This window comes from Clostridium isatidis, from assembly GCF_002285495.1.
Lineage (GTDB): Bacteria > Bacillota > Clostridia > Clostridiales > Clostridiaceae > Clostridium > Clostridium isatidis.
Genome location: NZ_CP016786.1, coordinates 2,268,475 through 2,290,181 on the forward strand (window position 1 = coordinate 2,268,475; position 21,707 = coordinate 2,290,181).

The window sequence follows — 21,707 nt, forward strand, 5'->3', positions numbered from 1 at the left end:
TTATCCCTTATTAAGTAAAATTTAATACCAAAGTTTTATTGTAAGCATATTATATGGTTTAATAATCAAATCTTTACCTTCTTGCTCAACCTCTATATTATTTACAATTGAAATGTTAGAGAATTTTCTAAAGTCTTTAATTTTTACTTCCATGCTCTTATCTGTTGAATTTTTTAATCTTAATAATATTGCCTTATCCTTTAATGATGGTGCAAGACTACTAAATACAAGATTATTGTCTAATTCTAACAAGGAATATTCTCTGTCAAATTTAGGAAGATTCTTTGCTGATGCTTGAATTTTATTATCTAGTCTATTAATAAACTTATTAAAAGTCTGCATTTGATAAGTTATGTTTTGAGCTGTATAGCTTTCATAGCGTTTATCTATTAGCTTTCCATCAAAGGAAGCCTTTTCTAATACTATAGCAAATTCAAATTCATTAATTCCATGCTGCTGTGCTAATGGTGTAGGAATCATAACATGTCCTTTATTAGTAGTATCACCAGATGCACGTCCAGGACGATATAATAAATTTGGCTTACCTAACTCCCCTGTAGTTGATAATAAAGTTAAGTATAAAATATCATCAATTACTTGATACTCCTTTATTCCCTTTGAATAAACAGATAAGGTATATTCTTCATTTGTAATAGCAGCTGTACTTTCAAATACTTCTATGTCTATTGGTATTTCTACATATTTTCTAGGCCAATCCTTTGAAAGATTTCCATTAAAAATAGGACGTTTAATATATCCAAAAGGGACTGAAGCTATTGATTCTTTAGAATATATATCTGATTTTATTCCTACTCTAAGTCTATGGCTGTCTATCTTATTATCAACAATAATTTTGCAAGAAATTAATTCAGATTCTCTAGTTAATGTAATTTCTAATTTTAAATCAAGATTCTCTAATTCTTTTTTTGTTATTCTTGCTTCAAGATTTTTAGGCAGCAATTTCCTTCCTGATAGAATTAATTTTTCCTGTGGCCCATTAATTTCTTTTATTCCTTCTGTAACTCTAAAATATATTGGCTTATCATTTCTTAATTCAGAAAAATCGTAAGTATCCCCATCATTACCACAGTCCTCAAAGAATATGAAATCTTCTACTACTTTGCCATTCTTTAATTTTAAACAAATTTTATTATCTACAATATAAATTTTATAAGTCTCATTACTAATTTCTAATTTTTCATCTATAAAAGCTTTCTGAACTTCCCCCTCTGCTATTTCAAATACCTTATATCCCATTGCAGGTAAGGATATTTTCGCAAGGGCTGTTACTTTAACATAAGGATCTTCATTTATATAATAATTTCCTTCTGCTTCCTCAATTAACATATCCTTTTTTCCTTCAAAATGCTTAACAGAAAGTATTCTAAAATCATCTGTATCCTTTAAATAGACATTTTCATCTTTGCTCATAAATTCAACAATCTTATATCCCTTAAACTCATATGGCAAGGTATTGAATACTATTACTTCATTTTCCTTTAGACCAATTCCTTCGGCTATCTTTCTTTTGATCAAATTTTCTACGGCTTCACAAATTTCCCTAGCCTGTTTCATACGATATAATACATCTTCTGCTACATTATCTGTAATGCAGCCTCCCATTCCATCATGAGCTTGTCCTTCTAATACCTTTTTCCATGCTGTATTTATAAGATTTTTACTTATATCTATTCCTAAGCTTTCTGCTATTGCATATAAGGGCTCAATTCTATTTATCAACATTTGTTCTAAATCAAAATTAGTTTTCTTAATATCATATCTAACAGAACCTATACTTTTATGAACACGGGCATAAGAGGGCTCCCTAAACTCTCCTGTATAAGTTTTTAATTTCTCTCTATTCTTTCTAATAAAGTCTACAAATTCCTCATAACTACTTACTAAATATTCATCCTCAGAATTTTTACTAATTTCCTGAAGTTTATTATTTAAATCAGGAATAATATTAAGTTGATCTCCTCCTGCAGGTATAAGTATTTCTTCTAAATTTGCTAATTCTTTTATCTTTTTAACTAAGGGAAATAATTTTTTTCTTTAAACTCTTCTGACGTATTTAATCTTGCTCCTCCACCATATCCATTAATTAAATTTATTGCATATATATGTTCATTTCCTAATCCCTTCCATATAAAATAAGGGGATTTTACATGTTTTTCAAAATTTATTCCTCTCCAGAATATTATATTATCTATTCCTGAATTTCTTAGAATTGTAGGCATCTGAGCATTAAAGCCAAATATATCAGGCAAATATCCAATCGGCATATATTTCCCTATTTTTTCTGTTTCATAAATTCCTATAGCAAGATTTCTTAAAATAGCTTCTCCGGATACTAAGAAATCATCAGTTTGTGTATACCATGGTCCTATTGATAATCTTCCTTCGGAAACAAACTTTTTTATTTGCCCCAATCTTTCTGGATTTATTGATAAATAATCCTCTAAAATAGATATCTGACCATCAAGGCAAAACTTTGCCTCTTTATTAGCTTCTAATTCATCTAAAACTTCAGAAAAAACATGATCACTTAAAACAAGCGTATCCATAGTTGTAAAATACCATTCTCTATCCCAATGAGTATGATTAACTACATTAACCTTTACCATATTTAAATCTCCTCTCATATTAAAAACTACTTCCTTATAAATAAATGGGGCTGTCGCACTAAATAATTAGTGTGAAGCTCCTTTTTGATGAAAAAAATAAATCCCAGACTTTAAAAGTCTAGGATTTATGGTAAAATATTTTTCATGCCTATAAAAAAAATCTTACGAAAAAATTATACTTTAAATCAAAAGGTTTATCAACTAAAACTTCCTTTTGATATTGATTGCATAATTCCAAGTAATGATTCTGTGCGATTACTAAGCCAGTTTGTAGAGGAGATGGATTTGACTGAGCTATATTCTACTTATTTTAGAATAAGAGAAAATCAAGTATCGCCCATGAAAATGCTGAAAATTATGCTATACGCTTATATGAATGGAATTTATTCTTCACGTGATATTGAGCTAGCTTGCCGTAGAGATATAAATTTTATGTTTTTACTAGAAGGGGCTTCCGCTCCGGATCACTCAACATTTGCAAGGTTTAGAAGTTTACATTTCGCCCCATGTTCTGAAAAGATTTTAGCTGAAATGACTAATTTTCTTTATAAAATAGGAGAAGTATCAGGTAACAACATATTTATTGATGGTACTAAAATAGAAGCTTGTGCAAATAAATATACTTTTGTTTGGAAAAAAGCTGTTACAAAAAACATGGCAAAGTTATTAATTAAATTAGCCGACCTTGTAAAAGAATCTGAAGAACTTTATGGAATTAAATTAATTTATAAAGATAAAGTAGAAATTAAACATGTGAAGAAGCTAAGAAAAAAGCTTTATGAGTTGAAGAGATCAGAAGGTATAGAATTCGTCCACGGATGTGGTAAAAGAAAAACTACACTACAAAAGTCTATAGAAAAACTTGAAGAGTATCTTTCAAAATTTAAAGAATATAATCAGAAAGTGTACACTTGCGGTGATAGAAATAGCTATTCAAAAACAGATACTGATGCTACATTTATGAGAATGAAGGAAGATGCTATGAAAAATGGACAACTTAAACCTGCTTATAATGTACAACATGGAGTAGATTCAGAATACATTACTTGGCTTACGGTAGGGCCTCAGCCCACAGACACAACGACTCTAATACCATTTTTAAAAACTATGGAGGAACATTTAAATTTTAAATACTTAAAAATTGTTGCTGATGCTGGATATGAAAGTGAAGAAAATTATTCTTTTATTGAAGATAATAATCAAATAGCATTTATTAAACCTGCTAACTACGAATTATCAAAAACGAGAAAATATAAAAATGATATTGGTAAAATAGAAAATATGGATTATAATCCTGAAAATGATATTTTCATATGTCAGAATGGTAAAAAGTTAAAAATGGAAGGCGTAAAATTAAGAAAATCAAAAACAGGATATGAAAGTGAAAAAACAATTTATACATGTGAAGATTGTAGTGATTGTAAATATAAAAGCAAATGCATTAAAGGAAATAATTGCAAAACACCTTTAGAAGAAAGAACTAAAAAATTTGAAACCTCAAAAAAATTTAATCGTCAAAGAAAAGAAGACTTAGAGAGAATAATTAGTGATGAAGGTTGCTTGCTAAGAATGAATAGGAGTATTCAAGCAGAAGGTTCCTTTGCGCAAGTTAAACAAGATATGAATTTTAGAAGGTTCATGTGTCGTGGACAAAGAAATGTTTTAGCCGAAAGTACATTGCTTGCAATGGCTCATAATATAAATAAAATTCATAGAAAAATCCAAGCAGGCCGAACTGGACAACATTTATTTGAAATAAAGAAAACTGCATAATTAATTTTAAAAAAGTCTTTTTTCTTAGGCTTATTAAAGTGCGCCTTTTTTAAGAAATAATTTTATTTTGTCAGCAAAGATTCGAATCTTCTCTTTTTATTGAAAAATAGGAGCTGTCGCTAGCGTTTTTTTCACCCGCTAATGCGACAGCCCCATTTATTTTATTATCTAAGATAATATCATATCTTCTATTAATCTTTCCAACTCATCAATTGATGCACTTTTAATATTATCCCTAAAATCATCATCTATAAGAGCAGTAGCAATTTTACTAAGTAATATTATATGTTCTGTACCGGCTTTTGACTCAGGAATTAATAATACAAAAGAGCATTCAATTGGATTTTCATCTAAACTATCCCATTCAATTGCTTTTGTCTTGAAAAATAATATCCCAGGAAATAATACTTTAGAACTTTTACAATGAGGTATAGCAAATCCATCTTGAAAACCTGTTGTACCTAATGCTTCCCTTTCTTTTAACCCCTTTAAGCAATCTTCTGCTTTTTCAAAATATCCCAACTCTTGAGCCTTTTCAGAAATTACTTCAAAAAACTCCTCTTTACTTTTTAATGTTTCATTTAAGAAAAAGATATTGATTTGCTAAATACTTTGTTGTTCATTAATTTTCTCACTTACCTTTACTTTATTATTTTTTAATATCAAATTATATAATAATGCATTTACAAAAGCTGCTGCAAATATACATACAATCCATATTAACCATGAGAATTTAACTCCTGTTGTATAACCTACAAAAGCTCCTAATGGCGAGCCTATTCCACCATAAAAATGAATTCCTATTCCTGCAACTAAAGCTCCTGCAAGTCCTGATGATAATGTATTTGCAATAATTAGTTTAGGATGAGCTGCTGCAAAAAGAATTGCACCTTCTGTAACTCCTACCATCCCCATAATAAATGCTGAGGAACCTAATGCTCGTTCTTCTATTGTGAACCTATCCTTAAATAACCAAGTTGCTATTGCTGCTCCTAAAGGTGCAACTGCTATTGCTGCTCCAGTTGCTGCTTGAGGAACTGCATTTACTCCCATTGGACCATATTGTGCCATAGTATCAACAAATATTGCTGATGACACTAACATTGCTGTCTTATTTACTGGACCTCCCATATCAAATCCCATCATTGCTCCAAGAATTGCTCCATATAATATTGGTGCAGCTGAATATTCAATAGTTATATAATTAATAAATTGATATAATGAGTTCATACCTGCTGAGATTGGGCGTCCAACAACAAAGTATATAATTACATACCAAATAAAAGTTGTAATTAATGGTATTATTAATATTGGAACAATTGTTTTTGTTACTTGAGGCCAATTTACCTTTTTCAATAATTTTACAGTATAACCAACACCAAATCCTACTAAGATAGCCCCTAAAAATCCAGCTCCGGTTTCTGTTCCTAAAAAGTTGGCATCATTAATAATCCATCCGGATATAAATGCTGGTGCTACTGCTGGTTTATCTCCAATTGCCCTAGCTACCCCTGCAGCAAATATAGGTATCATTAAGTTAAATCCGACTTTTCCTAAATCAAAAAGCTTGGACATAAATAAACCAAATCCATCTTCAGAAAATCCCCATACAACTAAATCTGCATTATTAGGATCAGGATGGAAGGCAAAAACATTTGCAATGGCAAGTAATAAACCTGCTGCTATAGTAATAGGGATCATATCATTAAGTCCTGACATAAGACATTTTACAAACTTGTTACTACTTGTCCCCATTTCTATCTTCCCATTTATTTTTGTTCCTTTTCCTCCATGAACCACTGAATTCTTTTTTGAATTAATAATTATATCCTCAGTATCTTTTAATATAGTTTTAGTATCCATTTGTAAAATTCTTTTACCATAGAAACGATCTAAATCTATATTTATATCTGATGCAATTATAACAACATCAGCATCAATTATATCTTGAGCAGTTAATTCATTTTCAGTTCCTATTGTACCTTGAGTTTCTATTTTACATTCAATTCCAAGTTTCTTACATACTTTTTCTATAGCAGCCTTTGCAATATAAGTATGGGCAATGCCTGCAGCACAAGCTGTTATACCAACAATTTTTTTGATATCACTATTCATTTCTACCTCTCCTTTTTTATTACCTATTATACCAGCTGATACATGTATCATGATGTTATTATATAAATTAGAATCCTCTATTACAAGATTTACAGGGTATTCTAACAATTGTTCTAACTCATCGAAATTGTTCGTATAAATATATAGGCTGTACATTTATAGCTATATAGACTATACTTTTATTGGATACATTTACTTATAAAACTTATATATTAAGTTGGTGATTTTAAATTGGAAAATATATTTAATCAAATAAAAGAGAAATATCCCTTTCTCTCTGAAACTCATAAAATGATTGCTGAATATATAATTAACAATAAAGATATCTTAGATTCTTTGACTATTAGGGATATAGCAAAATCAACTTTCTGCTCTATAAGTACTGTCAATGCCTTCTGTAAAAAATTCGGATATAGTGGATTTAGTGAATTCAAATATGCTGCAAAGAGTTACGGTCTTTCTAACATTAACATACTTATAAATATTTTTGAAAACATTGACACTACTATATCTATAAATTCTATTAACACAGCAGCTAAATTAATTTTAGATGCAGATAAAGTATTCATTCTATCATCTGGAATGTCTCGTAGTATCGCTTATGATTTTTATCTTAGATTAAAAAAAAATAAAAGCATCAAAAGTATTTATTAATTATAATAATGAGGATACAGATAAATATATAAATAAAATTGGTGAAAATGATATTGTTTTACTAATATCAAACAGTGGAGAATCTAGAGAACTTATTGAATTTTGTAAAAAGATATGAGATAAAATTTTAACCATTCTTTTGTCTAACAGGGATAAAAATACCCTTTCAAAAAGAGTTAAATATATTATTTCTACAAACATATTTAATAATACATTTATCACTGAGAAGTTTTTCCCAAAAAATTCAAGGTATACACTTCTATACGTAACAGATTTAATCTTTGAAAGGTTAATCGATATAGAGGGGAAAAATAAGACTGAACTTATAGTAAATAATTTAAATAAGTAAAATTTAAATTCAATTATATTATTAAATCTTACTGAAAAATATAATTTTCAGTAAGATTTTTTAGAAAATAACATTTAATACTATTTCCCTTTTCCTTTAATTAATATAATTTATTGCTCAATTTATTATATATTATGTTAGTTAATGGTCCTACAGAAAAAGTAATTAATATAGTTCCTAAGCCTATTGGTCCAGAAACAATAAATGCTATTATAATTCCAATAGTGTCCGTTATAACCTTTGAAATTCCTACTCCTAAGTTAAACCTTTCTCTAAATGCCATCATACAATCATCTAAGGAATTCGGAGCAAGGTTTGGTATTAAATATAAAGCTAATCCAAAGGATAAAATTACTATTCCGCAAAGTAAATATAAAATCCTAATATATATGTTATTGAATGTAAGTAATTTATTTAATATAAAAATCCAAAAATCTGTTAAATATCCAAGTATAAAGGCTGTTATTAATGTATAAAAATTAAATTTTCCTTTCCTTAAAATTCCTGCAATAATTACCATAAAAATAGCAATTATAAAAGCGAATGTTCCAATAGATAGTCCTATCTTATTATATAAACCAACATTAACCGAATCCCAAGAACCAGCTCCTAGATCCCCTTTGATTATTAAAGAAACTCCAAGTGTTAGAATAAATGCTCCTAGCAAAAATATAGATAATCTCTTCTTAATATCTAAATTCATTATTTACCTCCATAGAGTTTATTTAAAATTAAATTAGGAGATAATTTAGAAAAACTCTAAATATCTCCCATAATATTTTTATATTATTTTTTAAAAATCTAAATCAAAATCTATATCATCATCAAAATTTGTTTCTTCTCTTCTTGCTGCTTCCTTTTCCTTTTCAATTACACTTTTTTCATACATTTTAAAGAATGGATAATACATAACTACAGCTGCAACAATCACTAAAATTGCATATACAGGTGCTTTCCAATCTAATGTAATTAAATATTGAGCAATTGGTGTAGGCATTCCTCCAACTTGTGCAACCGGCGGACGAATGAAACCCAATCTAAAAACAAAGTAACTAATAGTTGCTAATATTGGTGTTCCTATTACAAATGGAATAAAAAAATATGGGTTAAATGCAATTGGGAAGCCATAAACTACAGGTTCTGAAATATTAAATATAGCTGGTACTATTGAAGCTTTTCCTGCTGCATTCAATTGCTTTGATTTACTCCTTAATCCTAATATAGATATTGCTCCTGTAAGTCCTGATCCTGTTGCTGCTGCAATAGTTCCCCACCAGGCTTCAGTAAATACATGTGGCAACACCTCTGCCCCCGCTTGAAATGCTGTTGCATTAGCAGCAACATATTGAGTCATAAATGGTAATGTAAATCCTACTAAAATTGCATACCCATTTAATCCAAAGAACCAGAATATCATTTCTAGAAATATTATTGTAAATACTCCTAAAGCTGAATCTATACCAGTTACAGCTGGAGCTAACATTGTGGTAAATAATTCTGGAATTATTTGTCCACCTGTTAAACTTATAGTTATTTGAGATATAAATGCTGAAGCAACTATTACTAGAAGTAGAGGTACTATTGATTCAAAAGTTTTTCCGATCATATCAGGTAATCCTTTTACGCGAATAGTTAAATTCTTTTTAGTTGCATAATTCATAAATTCAACAGCTAAAATTGATGCAAATATAGAAACAAATAAACCTCTAGAATCTAAAAAGGCAGTATCTAAAATGCCATCCACAACTTTAGTATTTAAAACTAAAGTCGCAGAAACTCCTGCTATTATGCAGTGAAATGGTGGTATATCTAACTGTTTTGCATGGTAAAAAGAAATTGATATAGCACAATAAATAGATAATACTGCGTAAGTATATTGAAATGGTATATTTAATATTGATGAGTATTCTGAAAAGAACATTCCTACTGAGCTATCAGCTGGGAAAAATGATCCTATACCTGAAATAATCATTCCTATAGATCCTACCATAAGTACCGCCATTAAGCTTATCATACCATTTTTAATAGTTGCGATATGCCTTTGACTTTCTATTCTATTCGCAATCGGTGCAACATACTTTTCTAATTTGCTAACAAATTTATTCATATATTATACACTCTCTTTCTTTTTATTTTTCTTACTATTAGAAATTAAACGTAAAGCTTGTAATAATATTTTCCCTCCGTCTGCCATTCCATAATCTTCAGTATTAATAATTTCAATTGGCTTATTGTGAACATCACACACTTTCTTTAAATCCTCAAATTTATGTTTCATTTGAGGACCTACTAATACACAATCATACTTTTCTACATATTCCTTTAAATCACCAGCAGGTCTTGCATCAATGATAACTTCTCTACCTTTTAACTTTTCACTTTTTTCAGCAATCGTTCTCATTTTAGCAACCATTATTCCTGTTGACGCACCTAAATTACAAACTAATAAAATACTCATCTTATTTGCCATAATAACTCACTCCTATCTATTTTTATATAATTCAATCATTTCTGAAAAAATAGTTTCCGCTAAAACAGTATTCATTAAATTGTCTTGAGCATGAACTAATAATACTGAGAACTCTGGACTATTTCCACTTGCTTCTGCTGTTAATAGTTCTGAATGAATTGCATGGGCCTCATGCAGTATTTTTCTTGCCTCTTCAAACAGTTCTTCAGATCTATTAAAATCCTTTACTTTAGCAGAATTTAATGCTTCAACCATTTTACTAAAACTTTCACCAGCAAGAGATATAATTTTAAAGCATATTTGTTCAGTATTCATACTATAACTCCTCCTAATCAATACATAATCTATCCATCAATAAAATGCTGTTATTGTGCAACTTTGCTGCTGTTGCTGGTATTTCTTCACTAACATCACTTTCGATAATCTTTTTTACTATTTCTTTCTTTTTCTTTCCTGCTGCTACTAAAATTAGTTTTTTAGCATCTAAAAAATTCTTAATCCCTAAAGTGATACCCTTTTCTAACTTTTGCTTATTTTTAAAATATTTTTGCGCTACTTCCTTAGTTCTTTGAGATAAATTAACTATCTGAGCATTTTTTTCAAAACTAGTTCCTGGTTCATTTAATCCTAGATGTCCATTCATTCCAATACCTAAAACAACTAAGTTAAAATTTTTAACCTTTTCAATAACCTGATTCATCTTTTGGCATTCTTCTTTTAAATCAAGAGCTTTTGCATTGAACTCAATAACTTGTCCATCTTTTAAAGGAAGTTTATCAAATAAGTATTTATGCATATAATATTGACAGCTTCCCTCATCATCTCTATCTAAACCACACCACTCATCTAATCCAAAAATAGTAGCTTTAATTTCAAAGGGGTTTAATTTAAACTCTTCTAATACATATTCATATGCTCCCAATGGTGTATCTCCAGAAGGCAGGACAATTGCTCCCTCTTTCTTTAATTCTTCTAATATAATTGTACCAAGTCTTTTTGATAACTCTTTATAATCCTCAACTATTTCTATCCTCATTACTTCCATTCCCCAGTATATTCTTTATATTGAGCTAATAGCTCTTCTAGTAAACTTTTAGCTCTGGTATAACTGTTTATTAATGGATGAACCATTAATGCCCTTATTGCTTTTTCCTTATTTTTTTCTTTAATAGCCTCTGCTGTTAATCTCTCAAATAATTTAATTGATTTAATATAGTTCATTTGAACTTCAGGAATATTATCTATAGTTCTTGCTTTTATTTCTCCATTTTCCATGTCACAAGTTATTTCTATAACATCATCATCTTTTAATTCTTTTATATATCCATTATTTTTAACTAATATTGTCATAGGAATAGCATCCTTACCTTGTAATCCACGGATAATATTTAAAGCTACTCCCGCATACCCTCCTTTATCAGGAGCATCTAAAAATTCCTGTAATGATACTTCTTTATGTTTAATGTTACGTTTTCCATTCGATTCTATAGAAAAATAGGAATTTTCCCTTTCCATTAAATATTTAATATAAACACTAAAGCGCTTTTCCAGATTCTCTTCTTCCATAAGTTCAAGCTCTTTAATCATTTTTTCATTTATATTTTTTATTAGCTCTCCTCTAGCAAAACCTGTTCTGGAAATTGCTTCAATTACATTGTTATTATAGAAAAAGAAGTATAAATACTCATTAGGCAACTCATAATTTAGTAATGGCACTATTTCTTTATCAAAGACCTTCATTTCAGTATCTTTAAATAAATTTACATGTTCTAGTACTTCTTTAGTTGCATCTCTACCATTTATTTTAAAATCTCTATAAAAAGATAGATGATTTAAACCATAGCAAGTAACATCAAACTCCTTAAGATCAGTATTCATCATTTCTGCAAGTTGACGAATAAAAGAAGAAGGTCCATCGCAAATTCCATATATATTTGTATATCCATCATTTATCAATGCTTGTGTCACTAATCCAGATGGGTTTGTAAAATTGAATATCTTAACATTTGGCTTGGACACTTGTCTAGCTAAGTCTAAATATTCCTTAATGGCTGGAATAGATCTAAGCGCCATTGCAAAGCCACCAATACCAGTTGTTTCTTGTCCCAAAACTTCATATTTTTGTGCTAATTTTTCATCAAAATATCTTCCTTCATCTCCGCCAACACGTAAAGTAGTTATTATAAAATCTGCATCTTTTAAAGCCTTTACCTTGTCTGATGTAACATAAATATTTAAATTTGAATCTATTTTATTTCCAATTTCAATAGCAAGTTGTCCGAATATCTTTAATTTCTTTTGATTTATATCCATTAAACATATTTCATCGATATTCAAGCTTTTAGCATTTGTAACTAATGTTTTTATTAGAAATGGAGCTCTTACTCCTCCTCCACCAAGTACTGATAATTTCATTACATAACCTCCTAGAATTTTATATTATTTTTTAGCATAGTATATATCCCATTTATATTGTCAATTTCTAAGAGCCTATTTATATTGCTCTTATCATTCATAAATTTAACCAGTTCTTTTAAAAACATTAAATGGGATTTTTCATCTGTTACAGCCATTGTAATAACTAAGTTAATAGGTAAATTAAACTGATTTTTTAACTCAAATCCTTTCTTTATACTTAGAATACTAATTGAATTTTCATTTACCCCATCTTCAATCCCAGCATGAGCTAAAATAACTTTAGGGGCAATTACCATGTAGCCACCAAATTCCTTAATATTTTGTATAATCTTATTAATGTAAGATTCTTTTATGTAGTTCTTTCTAACTAGTAAATATCCTGATTCTTTAATAGCCTCTTCCCATGAATCTACATCATTTAGGATATTAATAAGCTCCCTGCTAAAGATCATTTTTTTCTTTTCTAGCTCACTTTCGAAAATTTGTGGCTTCTCCATCATCACTTGAAATATTTCATACTGCAAACTTTCTAAATCCTTAATGTCACACCATCTTTTAATTGAGTTCATTATTTTTTCAAATTTTTTTAAATCTATATCTGTATTTATCTTTTTTGTAAATTTTTCATTTAATAATTTTATGTCATCCTGATTTAAGTCATTTGATACCTTTATTAATTTATTTCCAACGTTTGGAACATCAATTGTTGATACTATATAATCATTTTCTGAAATAATTTTTTCATTTAAATTTCTTACTGACATTTCTGCCGTTATCTCAATATCAAATAGCTGCTTAAGAGATATAGCAAGCTTCTTTGAAACTGCCACTCCTTCTACACAAACTACAACTACCCTATTCTTTTTTATAGGACTATTTTTTTCATTTTCTAAAGCTGAAGCAAAATATATAGCTATATAAGATAACTCCTGTTCATTGACTTTAATAAAGTATTCTTCTTCAAAAATAATACTTACTTTCTTAACTGCTTTGAAAATGTTATTATAGTCGGTTTTAACTTGTAAAAATAGAGGATTTTCAGAAATAATGCCAGCTTTTAAGCGATAAATCATAGGTTCAATATGCAAAATGAGGGATTCTTTTAACTTATCTTTATTTTTAATTTCAATTCCTAATTCTTTTTCTACAAGAACTATAAGTTTATTAATGAACTCAGAAGAAATATTATTTTTATTGTCTTTTCTTATGCCCTTTGAAGTTAATAATATAACAGTCAGACAATTAACTAAATTTTGACTAACCTCAAAATTAAACTTTTCCTCTAATAATTGAAAAATTATATTATTTGCAACTTCATATTCCTTAGTTAAAATTATTTTTTTGTCCTTGTAATAAATAATATCTTGTTCTACTTTATGAGTAATCATCTTATAAAGAAATAATATTACCTTTATAAAAGATGTATCATCAAAAGTTTTATTTAACATTCCTTCTATTTTTACAACTCTATTTTTTAGAAAATAATATAAATCTCTATCTATTAAATTTTCTAAATAGAAGTTGCTAATACTTGCATTAACTTCTTTGCAGTTAATATAATTGTAGAACTCAGCAATATTCCAATTATTAATAAATTGCATTGAAAATTCATTTACTTTACTAACAATATCAGATTTAATAACAACTCCAACCTTTGGTATCCTCTCAATTTTTAATTCTTTATTATATAGAAGTTCATGAGCTTCACTAATACAATTAGAAATCGTTGTTCTTGATACTTGGAAGATGTCTTCAAAGTATTTTTGCTTAAGAGGTTTCTTTTCAATTAATAATTTTAAGATAATAAATTTCTTTATATCTTCCTTAGAATAAATAATCTGATTTTTTTCAATAGTATAATTAAACTCACTAATAAGTTTTTGCAATTCATTAGAGGAATTAACCTTAACGCCATTTTTGTAGTCTCTTATTAAACAATTAAGTCCATTTTCAATTAAATAGTCTTCAATTTTAAGTAAATCATTTCTTATAGTTCTTGCAGAAACATTAAACATTTTTGATAAAGTACTAATTTTAACAAACTCATTATTGTTTGTAATTTTATTTAATATATGCATGCATCTACTATTCAACAATACTGAATCCCTCCTTGCATATTTATAATAGCAAAATAAGATAACGTTTTCTATAAAATAGACTGTCCTTTTTTTGCCACTTAATCCGGAAATTCTTTTCATATAGTTTTTTAATCTTATAAACTTATATACTTTTAAGAAGTTAAGAACTATTAAAAGTTTATTCATCATTTTTATAAGCAAAAAGGAGCTGTCGCATTAGTGGATTAAAATCCGTTAGCGATAGCTCCTTTTTCTATTCTATAAATTAACTTTTTAGGTGTTATTTTTATTTGCATGTAAATCAACTAAAAATAGGCGCACTTCAATAAGCCTCAGAAAAAAAGCTTTTTTAAAATTTAACTTATGAGGCTTTCTTCAATTCAAATAAGTGCTTACCAGTGCGGCCCGCTTGTATTTTACTATGTAATTTATTTATATTGTGTGCCATTGCAAGAAGTATACTTTCTGCTAATACATTCTTTTGCCCACGACACATAAATCTTCTGAAATTCATGTCTTGTTTTATTTGTGCAAAAGAACCTTCTGCTTGAATACTTCTGTTCATTCTAAGCAAGCAACCTTCTTCGCTTAGAATTCTTTCTAAATCAGACTTTCTTTGGCGATTAAACTTTTTTGATGTTTCAAATCTTTTTACTCTTTCTTCCAAAGGAGTTTTACAATTATTCCCTTTGATGCAACTACTCTTGTAAGTGCAATCATTGCAATCTTCACAAACATAAATTGTCTTTTCACTTTCATATCCTGTTTTAGATTTTCTAATTTTTATATTTTCAGCCTTTAACTGCTTACCATTTCGGCATATGTAGAAATCTTTTTCTTCATTGTAATCCATGTTTTCTATTTTACCGATATCATTTTTATATTTTCTTGTTTTTGATATTTCATAATTAGATGGCTTAATAAATGCTATTTGATTATTTTCTTCAATAAATGAATAGTTCTCCTCACTTTCATATCCAGCATCTGCAACTATTTTTAAGTATTTAAATTTTAAGTTTTCTTCCATGCTTTTCAAGAAAGGTATTAGCGTAGTTGTATCCGTTGGTTGTGGTCCAACTGTAAGCCATGTAATATATTCTGAATCTACACCATGCTGCACATTATAAGCTGGCTTAAGTTGACCGTTTTTCATAGCATCTTCTTTCATCCTCATAAATGTAGCATCAACATCAGTTTTTGAGTAACTGTTTCTATCTCCGCAAGTGTACACTTTTTGAGTATATTCTTTAAACTTTGAAAGATATTCTTCAAGTTTTTCTATTGATCGTTGCAATGCAGTTTTTCTTTTCCCACATCCGTGAACGAATTCTATTCCTTCTGATTTCTTTAGTGCATAAAGCTTTTTTCTAAGCTTTTTTACATGTTTCATTTGAACTTCATTTTTATAGATTAACTTAATATCATAAAGTTCTTCGCACTCTTTAACAAGGTCGGCCACTTTAATTAGCAATTTTGCCATGTTTTTTGTAACTGCCTTTTTCCAGACAAAAGTATATTTATTTGCATAAGCTTCTATTTTTGTGCCATCAATAAAGATAGCATCTCCTGATATCTCACCAATTTTATAAAGAAATTTAGCTGTTTCAGCTAAGATCCTTTCAGAACATGGAGCAAAATGAAGACTTCTAAATCTTGCAAATGTTGCATGATCCGGAGCGGATGCTCCCTCAAGCAAAAACATAAAATTAATGTCTCTACGGCATGCCTTTTCAATATCTCGAGACGAATAAATCTTATTCATATATCCATAAGTCATGATTTTCAGCATTTTTCTTGGCGATACTTGATTTTCCTTTATCTTGGAATAAGTCGAATATAAATCTGTTAAATCCATCTCCTCTACAAATTGACTTAGTAATCGCACTGAATCATTAACCGGTATCATGTAATCAATATTTAATGGAAGTTTTAATTGATAAAACTTTTGGTTTAATGTATAATTCTTTTGTAAAATATTTTCTTTGTGCATAAAAATATTTTATCATAAATCCTAAACTCATGGAGTCTAGGATTTATTTTTTTGCACAAAAAGGGACTGTGCACTAATTATTAGTGCGACAGCCCCTTTTTCAGCCTTATCTATTTAATTCCACAAATCCTTTGTAAGTTCTTCTATCTTTCTTTTTCTTCTTTCAGTTTCTTCAAGGTCTATTGTAATAATATCTTGAGATATATTTAATACATCTCCTTCTTTTGCCTTTGGAGGAAGTTTAGAAATTTCTATATCTATCATGCTTCTGTCTTCCCTTTCACAGACAGCAAAATCTCCTTCAAATCTGTCTATTATTACTTTCAAAATAAACACCTACCTTTTAGATCTTCTAAAACCTGCTGCTTGAGCTTCCTCTTCAGTTGAAAACCAAACTTCTGCTATGGTTTTATCGTAATAAGCTCCACCTGGCATATGATAAATTTTCTCGCCTTTTGAATTTATATTGCCCTTAATTTTGCCAGTTCCACTTGTACTAGTATTGTTGCTTGTGTTAGAACTTGAGCTGCTATTAGAACTACTGCCAGCCTTACTACTTGTATTACTATTAGATTTACTGCTTGAGCTGTTGCTTGAAGAAGCAAAAGCATAGCTTCCTGGTTCAACATTAAAGCTTATATTCTTTCCATCACTTGTTGCAACTACTGTTCCATTTTCATCAGTTCTATAAACAGCTATGTTATGAGCCTTTAATCTATTCATAACTTCCTCAGTTGGATGTCCATAACTGTTGTCCTTTCCAACACTTATAACAGCATATTTAGGATTTACCTTATTTAAGAAGGCTTCAGTTGTTGAGGAACGGCTTCCATGGTGGCCTACTTTTAATAAGTCAGCTGATAAATCCATACCCTTTGACAGCATTTCATCTTCTGATACTGCTTCTGCATCTCCAGTGAATAAGAAGGATGTATTTCCATAAGTAACTTTTAAGACTATTGAATAATCATTGGCATCTTCATAAGAGGAACTATTTGGAGCAAGTACTGTAACTGTAGCTTCTCCCAACTTAAAACTCTCTCCAACAGAAGGTACTGTAAGCTTTAAGCCCTTGTTTTTTACTGCCTTTACAAAGTCTTCAAAGGTTCTTGTAGTTGCAGTCTGCTTTGGGAAATATACCTTATTTACCTTGAAGGAATTTATAACAATATCAGCACTTCCAATATGATCTTCATCCTTATGGGTTCCAACAAAATATTTAAGTTCCTCTATATTCTGTCCATTAAGATAAGCTTTTAACACTTCCGCATCATCATTATTTCCAGCATCTATAAGCATTGCTTCACTGCCCTGTTCTATTAAAATACTATCTGCTTGACCAACATCTATAAAATGTATTTTTAAGCTTCCATTTACTGTATTAGAGGCTGTTTCTTTATTTTTTTCTTCAGTTTCCTTTAAGGATTCCTCCTGCTTAACAAGGGCACTTTGTCCATTATTATCAGTTGTAATCGAAGAAGAACATCCAGCAAAGAATACTGACATAGTAACTATAAGAAATAGTGTCCCAATTAAGCTTTTTCCTTTGCTTCTAAGTCCTTTAACTGTGGCTTTTCTCATTTGTTTCACCTCTCAAAATTTGTCTGATAATATCATTATATCAGGAAAAATGGAGCTTTGCTATTAAATAAAAAGACACCTTCTTTTTAACAAAGGTGCCTATGACTAAGTATAAAAAATCCTAGCTATATCAAATTTTTATCAGTTTTTTATGCTATTTAAGAATAAAATCATGCTATTTTCATCAGCTTCACGAGCTAAGAATTTTTTTCAGAATCAAGAACTTTCATCAGATTTATTAAATCTTCTGCATCCTCTAACTCTGGAGTTCTTATTATAAGTTGTTGACCATCTTTTAGTAGGTGCTCTTTTCTGTAATTTTCATTAGAGCCCTCATTTTTACCCTGCCTGCTCATAGCTTGCCTCCCCATTAATAGAGTAAGTTATTAGTAATATATACAGTATAATTTCATAACTCTAGAAATAAAAGAAGGAAGTTTTCCTTCTTTTATTATATAATTATGGATTTATTAGCTTTATTTATCAACCTAGCTGGTATTTTTTCATGCAATTCCCAAACAAAACTAATAGGCTTACTGCCACTATGACCTCTATATTCACAAGTACCTAAGTAAGTGAAAGGTGATGTAAATCCCTCTTTAGTTTTATATTCTCTAACAAATAAAGCTATTTTACTACCATTTTTTAAATGGTTAATATATCTTTGTCCTGTTTTACTTTCAACTGATGTTCCTGATTGGCTTTGCCAGTGAAACAAGTTCTCGTTAATGGCATAATCTTCATATAAAGTTGAAGGTGAAAAATCCTTATCACTTTTATTTAAGGTTATAAAAAATATATCAATCTTTTTATCTTCAAAATATTTAACTCCTTCCCTAAAAGAAGGTTTCCTTTCTTCATTATAATATCCAAAGGCAGTTAGAATCATTTCTGTTGAATAATCACAATGCAAATCTAAAGGACAAGGAAATCCTAAATCTACCTTCTTATCTACAAATTCAATATTATTATAATTATAAGTTAGTATTTCACATACTTCCTTCATCATAATCTTATTTTTAAGTAACTTATTAATTCCATCTTCAATTGAAACTAAGTCTACTTTTGCTGGAATATCATCATAGAAAATATAGTAGATCATATTTAGCATAAGTTTTTCTTCTTCATTAAGATAAAAACTATCTATATAATTTTTTCTTATTATGCTTATTATAAATTCTATTAGTCTTCTTGAATTAATAAAGAATAATTTATAGAATTTTTTAGCTATTTCTAACTCTTGTTCTTCTTTAAAATCTTCTTTAACCCCTGCTAATACACACATTCTATAAAAGCTTCTATCTTTATTCCTTCCATAAAAATCTGTTAAAGATAACTTATTAAAGTTTAAAAAGTTTTCTAAAGTTAATTCTAAGTGAGTATTTTGAGTAAATTCTTTTATCTTATTTATTAAAGTTTTCTCATTATTTTTGATTGATTTTATACTTCTTAAAATATATTCTTTAGCTTGCTTTTCTAAATGAATATAGCATCCTTTAGGTAAAGTTAAAAATCCATTTTCAATATTTTCCCTAACTGACCTATTACTTTTTCCTATTAAAGCTCTAAACTTATCTTCAAAAAAATTATATTTTTTATGGGCTTGCCCAACAAAATCTAAAACTGTTAAACACTCTTTTCCTTCATGTAATCTTAATCCTCTTCCAAGTTGCTGCAGGAATACTGTTAAACTTTCTGTAGGCCTTAAAAATAATATTGTATTTACTTCTGGGATATCAACTCCCTCATTATACAAATCAACTACAAATATAAATTTTATTTTCCCACTAACAAGCATTTTTTTAGCACTATTTCTTTCCTCTTTTCTGCTTTCATCAGTCAAAGCAAGAGATGGTATGCCTCTTTCATTAAATCTTTGAGCCATGAACTTAGCATGTTCCTTACTAACGCAAAAGCCAAGTCCAATTACTTCTTCTATATCTGTTACATATTTATTTAAAGCGCGTATTATCTCTTTTACTCTTATATCATTATTGGTATAAACATTAGTAAGTTCACTTATGCTATAACCATTTCTTTGCCATTTTAAATTAGACAAATCAACTGAATCAGAAACTGCAAAATATTGAAAAGGACAAAGTAATTTTCTATCAATTGCTTCTGTTAATCTTATCTCTGCTGAAATTCTATCGTCAAAATATTGAAATATATCTTTATTATCTGCCCTTTCTGGTGTAGCTGTTAAACCTAATAAAATTTTAGACTTATAATAATTTAGTAGCTTTTGATAAGATGGAGCTGCTGCATGATGAAACTCATCTACTATAATAAAATCATAATAATCTTCAGTTGTTAGCTTAGTTAAGTCCTTACTATTTAAACTTTGAATGGAAACAAACAAATGATCTAAACTTTCCGGAGTATTATTTCCAACCATAAGATCACCAAAATTATTATCTTTCATAACAACTCTAAAGGTATCTCTTGCTTGCTTAAGTATTTCTTCTCGATGAACAACAAATAATAATCTATTTAACTTTTTCTTATTTTCTAAACAAAAATTTCTGTAATCAAAAGCAGATATTACTGTTTTTCCAACTCCAGTAGCAGCAATAACAAGATTTCTATTCTTTTTAAAAATTTCTCTTTCTACTTTTAACTTGTCTAATATTTCTTGTTGATAAGAATAAGGTCTTATATCAAAAGAAAAATTAAATTCATCATTAGATGCTGTTTCTTTCTTTAAAGACCTTTTAAGCCTTGCTTTATCTTCTTCAGTTCCTAAGTAAGATATAAACTCTTTATCATTCCAATAGCTTTCAAAGGTAGCTTCAAATTTCTTTATAACATCAAAAGAATCTTGCTCAGTTATTTTTAAATTCCACTCTAAGCCAGAAGTTAAAGCTGCATTAGAAAGATTGGATGATCCAATATAAGCTGTAGTAAAGCCCGTCTCTCTCTTAAACATATAAGCTTTAGCATGCAACCTGGTTCTTTCTGTATCATAAGATATTTTAATTTCAGTATTAGCTAGCTTACTTAATTCTTCTATTGCCTTTAAATCTGTAGCTCCCATATAAGAAGTTGTTATTAATCTAAGTTTTTTACCCTTTTGAGTAGCTTCTCTAAGACTTTCAATTATACATCTAAGTCCGCTCCATTTTACAAAGGAAACTAATAAATCAATAGAATCGCAAGTTAAAATCTCCTTATTTATTTCCCCTAACATATTAGGTTCCATACTTGATCCTGTAAATAAGGAACTTTGGGATAATGAAGTAACTGGTTTTAATATTTTTCCTTTTTTAAAAGCCCTACTATTGTTAACTTTATTATATAAAGCACTAAGTATTTCTCCATTCTTATCTATCTCATACTTTTTTATATCTTCTTCATTTGAAACTTTACTTAATATTTCAATTATCTTATTGCAAGCTTCTATTTGTTTTAATAATTTATCTTCGTCAGTTTTTTCCTTATCTCTTATATAATTTAAGGATTTTCTAATTACCTTAGAAATATATTGAGAAAGAATTACCTTTGCTTCTTCTTTATCTAATTTTGATTTATCTATAATAAAATTTTCATTATCTATTTCATTTAAATACTTTTTTATCTCTGTATTTATTACCTGTTCATATAAGCCTTCTTTCAATAAATTCACCCCAAACCTTTTGTTTTACATAATTTA

Annotated in this window: 18 protein-coding genes; 2 read left to right on the forward strand and 16 right to left on the reverse strand. The window is 28.8% G+C overall.

From position 1 onward, the window contains the following. Nucleotides 1–21: 21 nt before the first annotated feature. Together BEN51_RS10710 and BEN51_RS13930 are read right to left on the reverse strand one after the other, a co-directional pair. Complete coding sequence (locus BEN51_RS10710) at nt 22–1,743, reverse strand: glycoside hydrolase family 38 C-terminal domain-containing protein (protein WP_207652770.1); 1,722 nt, start codon at nt 1,741–1,743, stop codon at nt 22–24. A 290-nt stretch (nt 1,744–2,033) separates the two neighbouring features. Then, a complete protein-coding gene (locus tag BEN51_RS13930) occupies nt 2,034–2,627 on the reverse strand; it encodes a glycoside hydrolase family 38 N-terminal domain-containing protein (RefSeq protein ID WP_207652771.1) in 594 nt (197 codons plus the stop codon). 144 nt (nt 2,628–2,771) lie between these two features. Between BEN51_RS13930 and BEN51_RS10715 the strand changes: the two genes are divergently transcribed. Continuing rightward, nucleotides 2,772–4,400, forward strand: a complete 1,629-nt coding sequence (locus tag BEN51_RS10715) for an IS1182 family transposase (RefSeq protein WP_119864407.1) — start codon at nt 2,772–2,774, stop codon at nt 4,398–4,400. A 168-nt stretch (nt 4,401–4,568) separates the two neighbouring features. Here BEN51_RS10715 and BEN51_RS10720 read toward each other — a convergent pair whose 3' ends face one another. Then, a complete protein-coding gene (locus tag BEN51_RS10720) occupies nt 4,569–5,000 on the reverse strand; it encodes a fructose PTS transporter subunit IIA (RefSeq protein ID WP_119866055.1) in 432 nt (143 codons plus the stop codon). Between the two features lie 3 nt (nt 5,001–5,003). Beyond that, on the reverse strand, nt 5,004–6,566 hold the full coding sequence (locus BEN51_RS10725; protein WP_236906206.1) for a PTS fructose transporter subunit IIC: 1,563 nt from the start codon (nt 6,564–6,566) through the stop codon (nt 5,004–5,006). A 180-nt stretch (nt 6,567–6,746) separates the two neighbouring features. Between BEN51_RS10725 and BEN51_RS10730 the strand changes: the two genes are divergently transcribed. Next, a complete protein-coding gene (locus tag BEN51_RS10730) occupies nt 6,747–7,169 on the forward strand; it encodes a MurR/RpiR family transcriptional regulator (RefSeq protein ID WP_119866056.1) in 423 nt (140 codons plus the stop codon). Nucleotides 7,170–7,618: 449 nt separating this feature from the next. Here the strand turns inward: BEN51_RS10730 and BEN51_RS10740 are convergent, their stop codons facing one another. From BEN51_RS10740 to BEN51_RS10785, 12 genes are all read right to left on the reverse strand, one after another. Continuing rightward, nucleotides 7,619–8,221, reverse strand: a complete 603-nt coding sequence (locus BEN51_RS10740) for a YczE/YyaS/YitT family protein (RefSeq protein ID WP_119866058.1) — start codon at nt 8,219–8,221, stop codon at nt 7,619–7,621. A gap of 90 nt (nt 8,222–8,311) precedes the next feature. After that, a complete protein-coding gene (locus BEN51_RS10745; protein WP_207652772.1) occupies nt 8,312–9,625 on the reverse strand; it encodes a PTS sugar transporter subunit IIC in 1,314 nt (437 codons plus the stop codon). 3 nt (nt 9,626–9,628) lie between these two features. Further along, nucleotides 9,629–9,988 carry a PTS sugar transporter subunit IIB gene (locus BEN51_RS13935; protein ID WP_236906208.1) on the reverse strand — a complete coding sequence of 120 codons (360 nt, stop codon included), beginning with the start codon at nt 9,986–9,988 and terminating at the stop codon, nt 9,629–9,631. Nucleotides 9,989–10,000: 12 nt separating this feature from the next. Beyond that, nucleotides 10,001–10,303, reverse strand: a complete 303-nt coding sequence (locus BEN51_RS10750; RefSeq protein WP_119866059.1) for a PTS sugar transporter subunit IIA — start codon at nt 10,301–10,303, stop codon at nt 10,001–10,003. A 13-nt stretch (nt 10,304–10,316) separates the two neighbouring features. Next, on the reverse strand, nt 10,317–11,033 hold the full coding sequence (locus tag BEN51_RS10755; protein ID WP_207652773.1) for a 6-phosphogluconolactonase: 717 nt from the start codon (nt 11,031–11,033) through the stop codon (nt 10,317–10,319). Further along, complete coding sequence (locus tag BEN51_RS10760; protein ID WP_119866060.1) at nt 11,024–12,403, reverse strand: family 4 glycosyl hydrolase; 1,380 nt, start codon at nt 12,401–12,403, stop codon at nt 11,024–11,026. The genes BEN51_RS10755 and BEN51_RS10760 overlap by 10 nt, the downstream gene beginning before the upstream one ends. 11 nt (nt 12,404–12,414) lie before the next feature. Further along, nucleotides 12,415–14,502 carry a BglG family transcription antiterminator gene (locus BEN51_RS10765; protein WP_164704111.1) on the reverse strand — a complete coding sequence of 696 codons (2,088 nt, stop codon included), beginning with the start codon at nt 14,500–14,502 and terminating at the stop codon, nt 12,415–12,417. Nucleotides 14,503–14,845: 343 nt separating this feature from the next. Continuing rightward, nucleotides 14,846–16,474 carry an IS1182 family transposase gene (locus BEN51_RS10770; protein ID WP_119864227.1) on the reverse strand — a complete coding sequence of 543 codons (1,629 nt, stop codon included), beginning with the start codon at nt 16,472–16,474 and terminating at the stop codon, nt 14,846–14,848. A gap of 114 nt (nt 16,475–16,588) precedes the next feature. Further along, nucleotides 16,589–16,801: a DUF3006 domain-containing protein gene (locus BEN51_RS10775; protein ID WP_119866062.1), complete on the reverse strand. Its 213-nt coding sequence runs from the start codon at nt 16,799–16,801 to the stop codon at nt 16,589–16,591. Between the two features lie 9 nt (nt 16,802–16,810). Then, a complete protein-coding gene (locus BEN51_RS10780; RefSeq protein ID WP_207652774.1) occupies nt 16,811–18,055 on the reverse strand; it encodes a ComEC/Rec2 family competence protein in 1,245 nt (414 codons plus the stop codon). 197 nt (nt 18,056–18,252) lie between these two features. Then, a complete protein-coding gene (locus BEN51_RS13865; protein WP_164704112.1) occupies nt 18,253–18,411 on the reverse strand; it encodes a hypothetical protein in 159 nt (52 codons plus the stop codon). A 95-nt stretch (nt 18,412–18,506) separates the two neighbouring features. Then, nucleotides 18,507–21,671 carry a DEAD/DEAH box helicase gene (locus tag BEN51_RS10785; protein WP_119866063.1) on the reverse strand — a complete coding sequence of 1,055 codons (3,165 nt, stop codon included), beginning with the start codon at nt 21,669–21,671 and terminating at the stop codon, nt 18,507–18,509. Between the last annotated feature and the right edge of the window lie 36 nt (nt 21,672–21,707).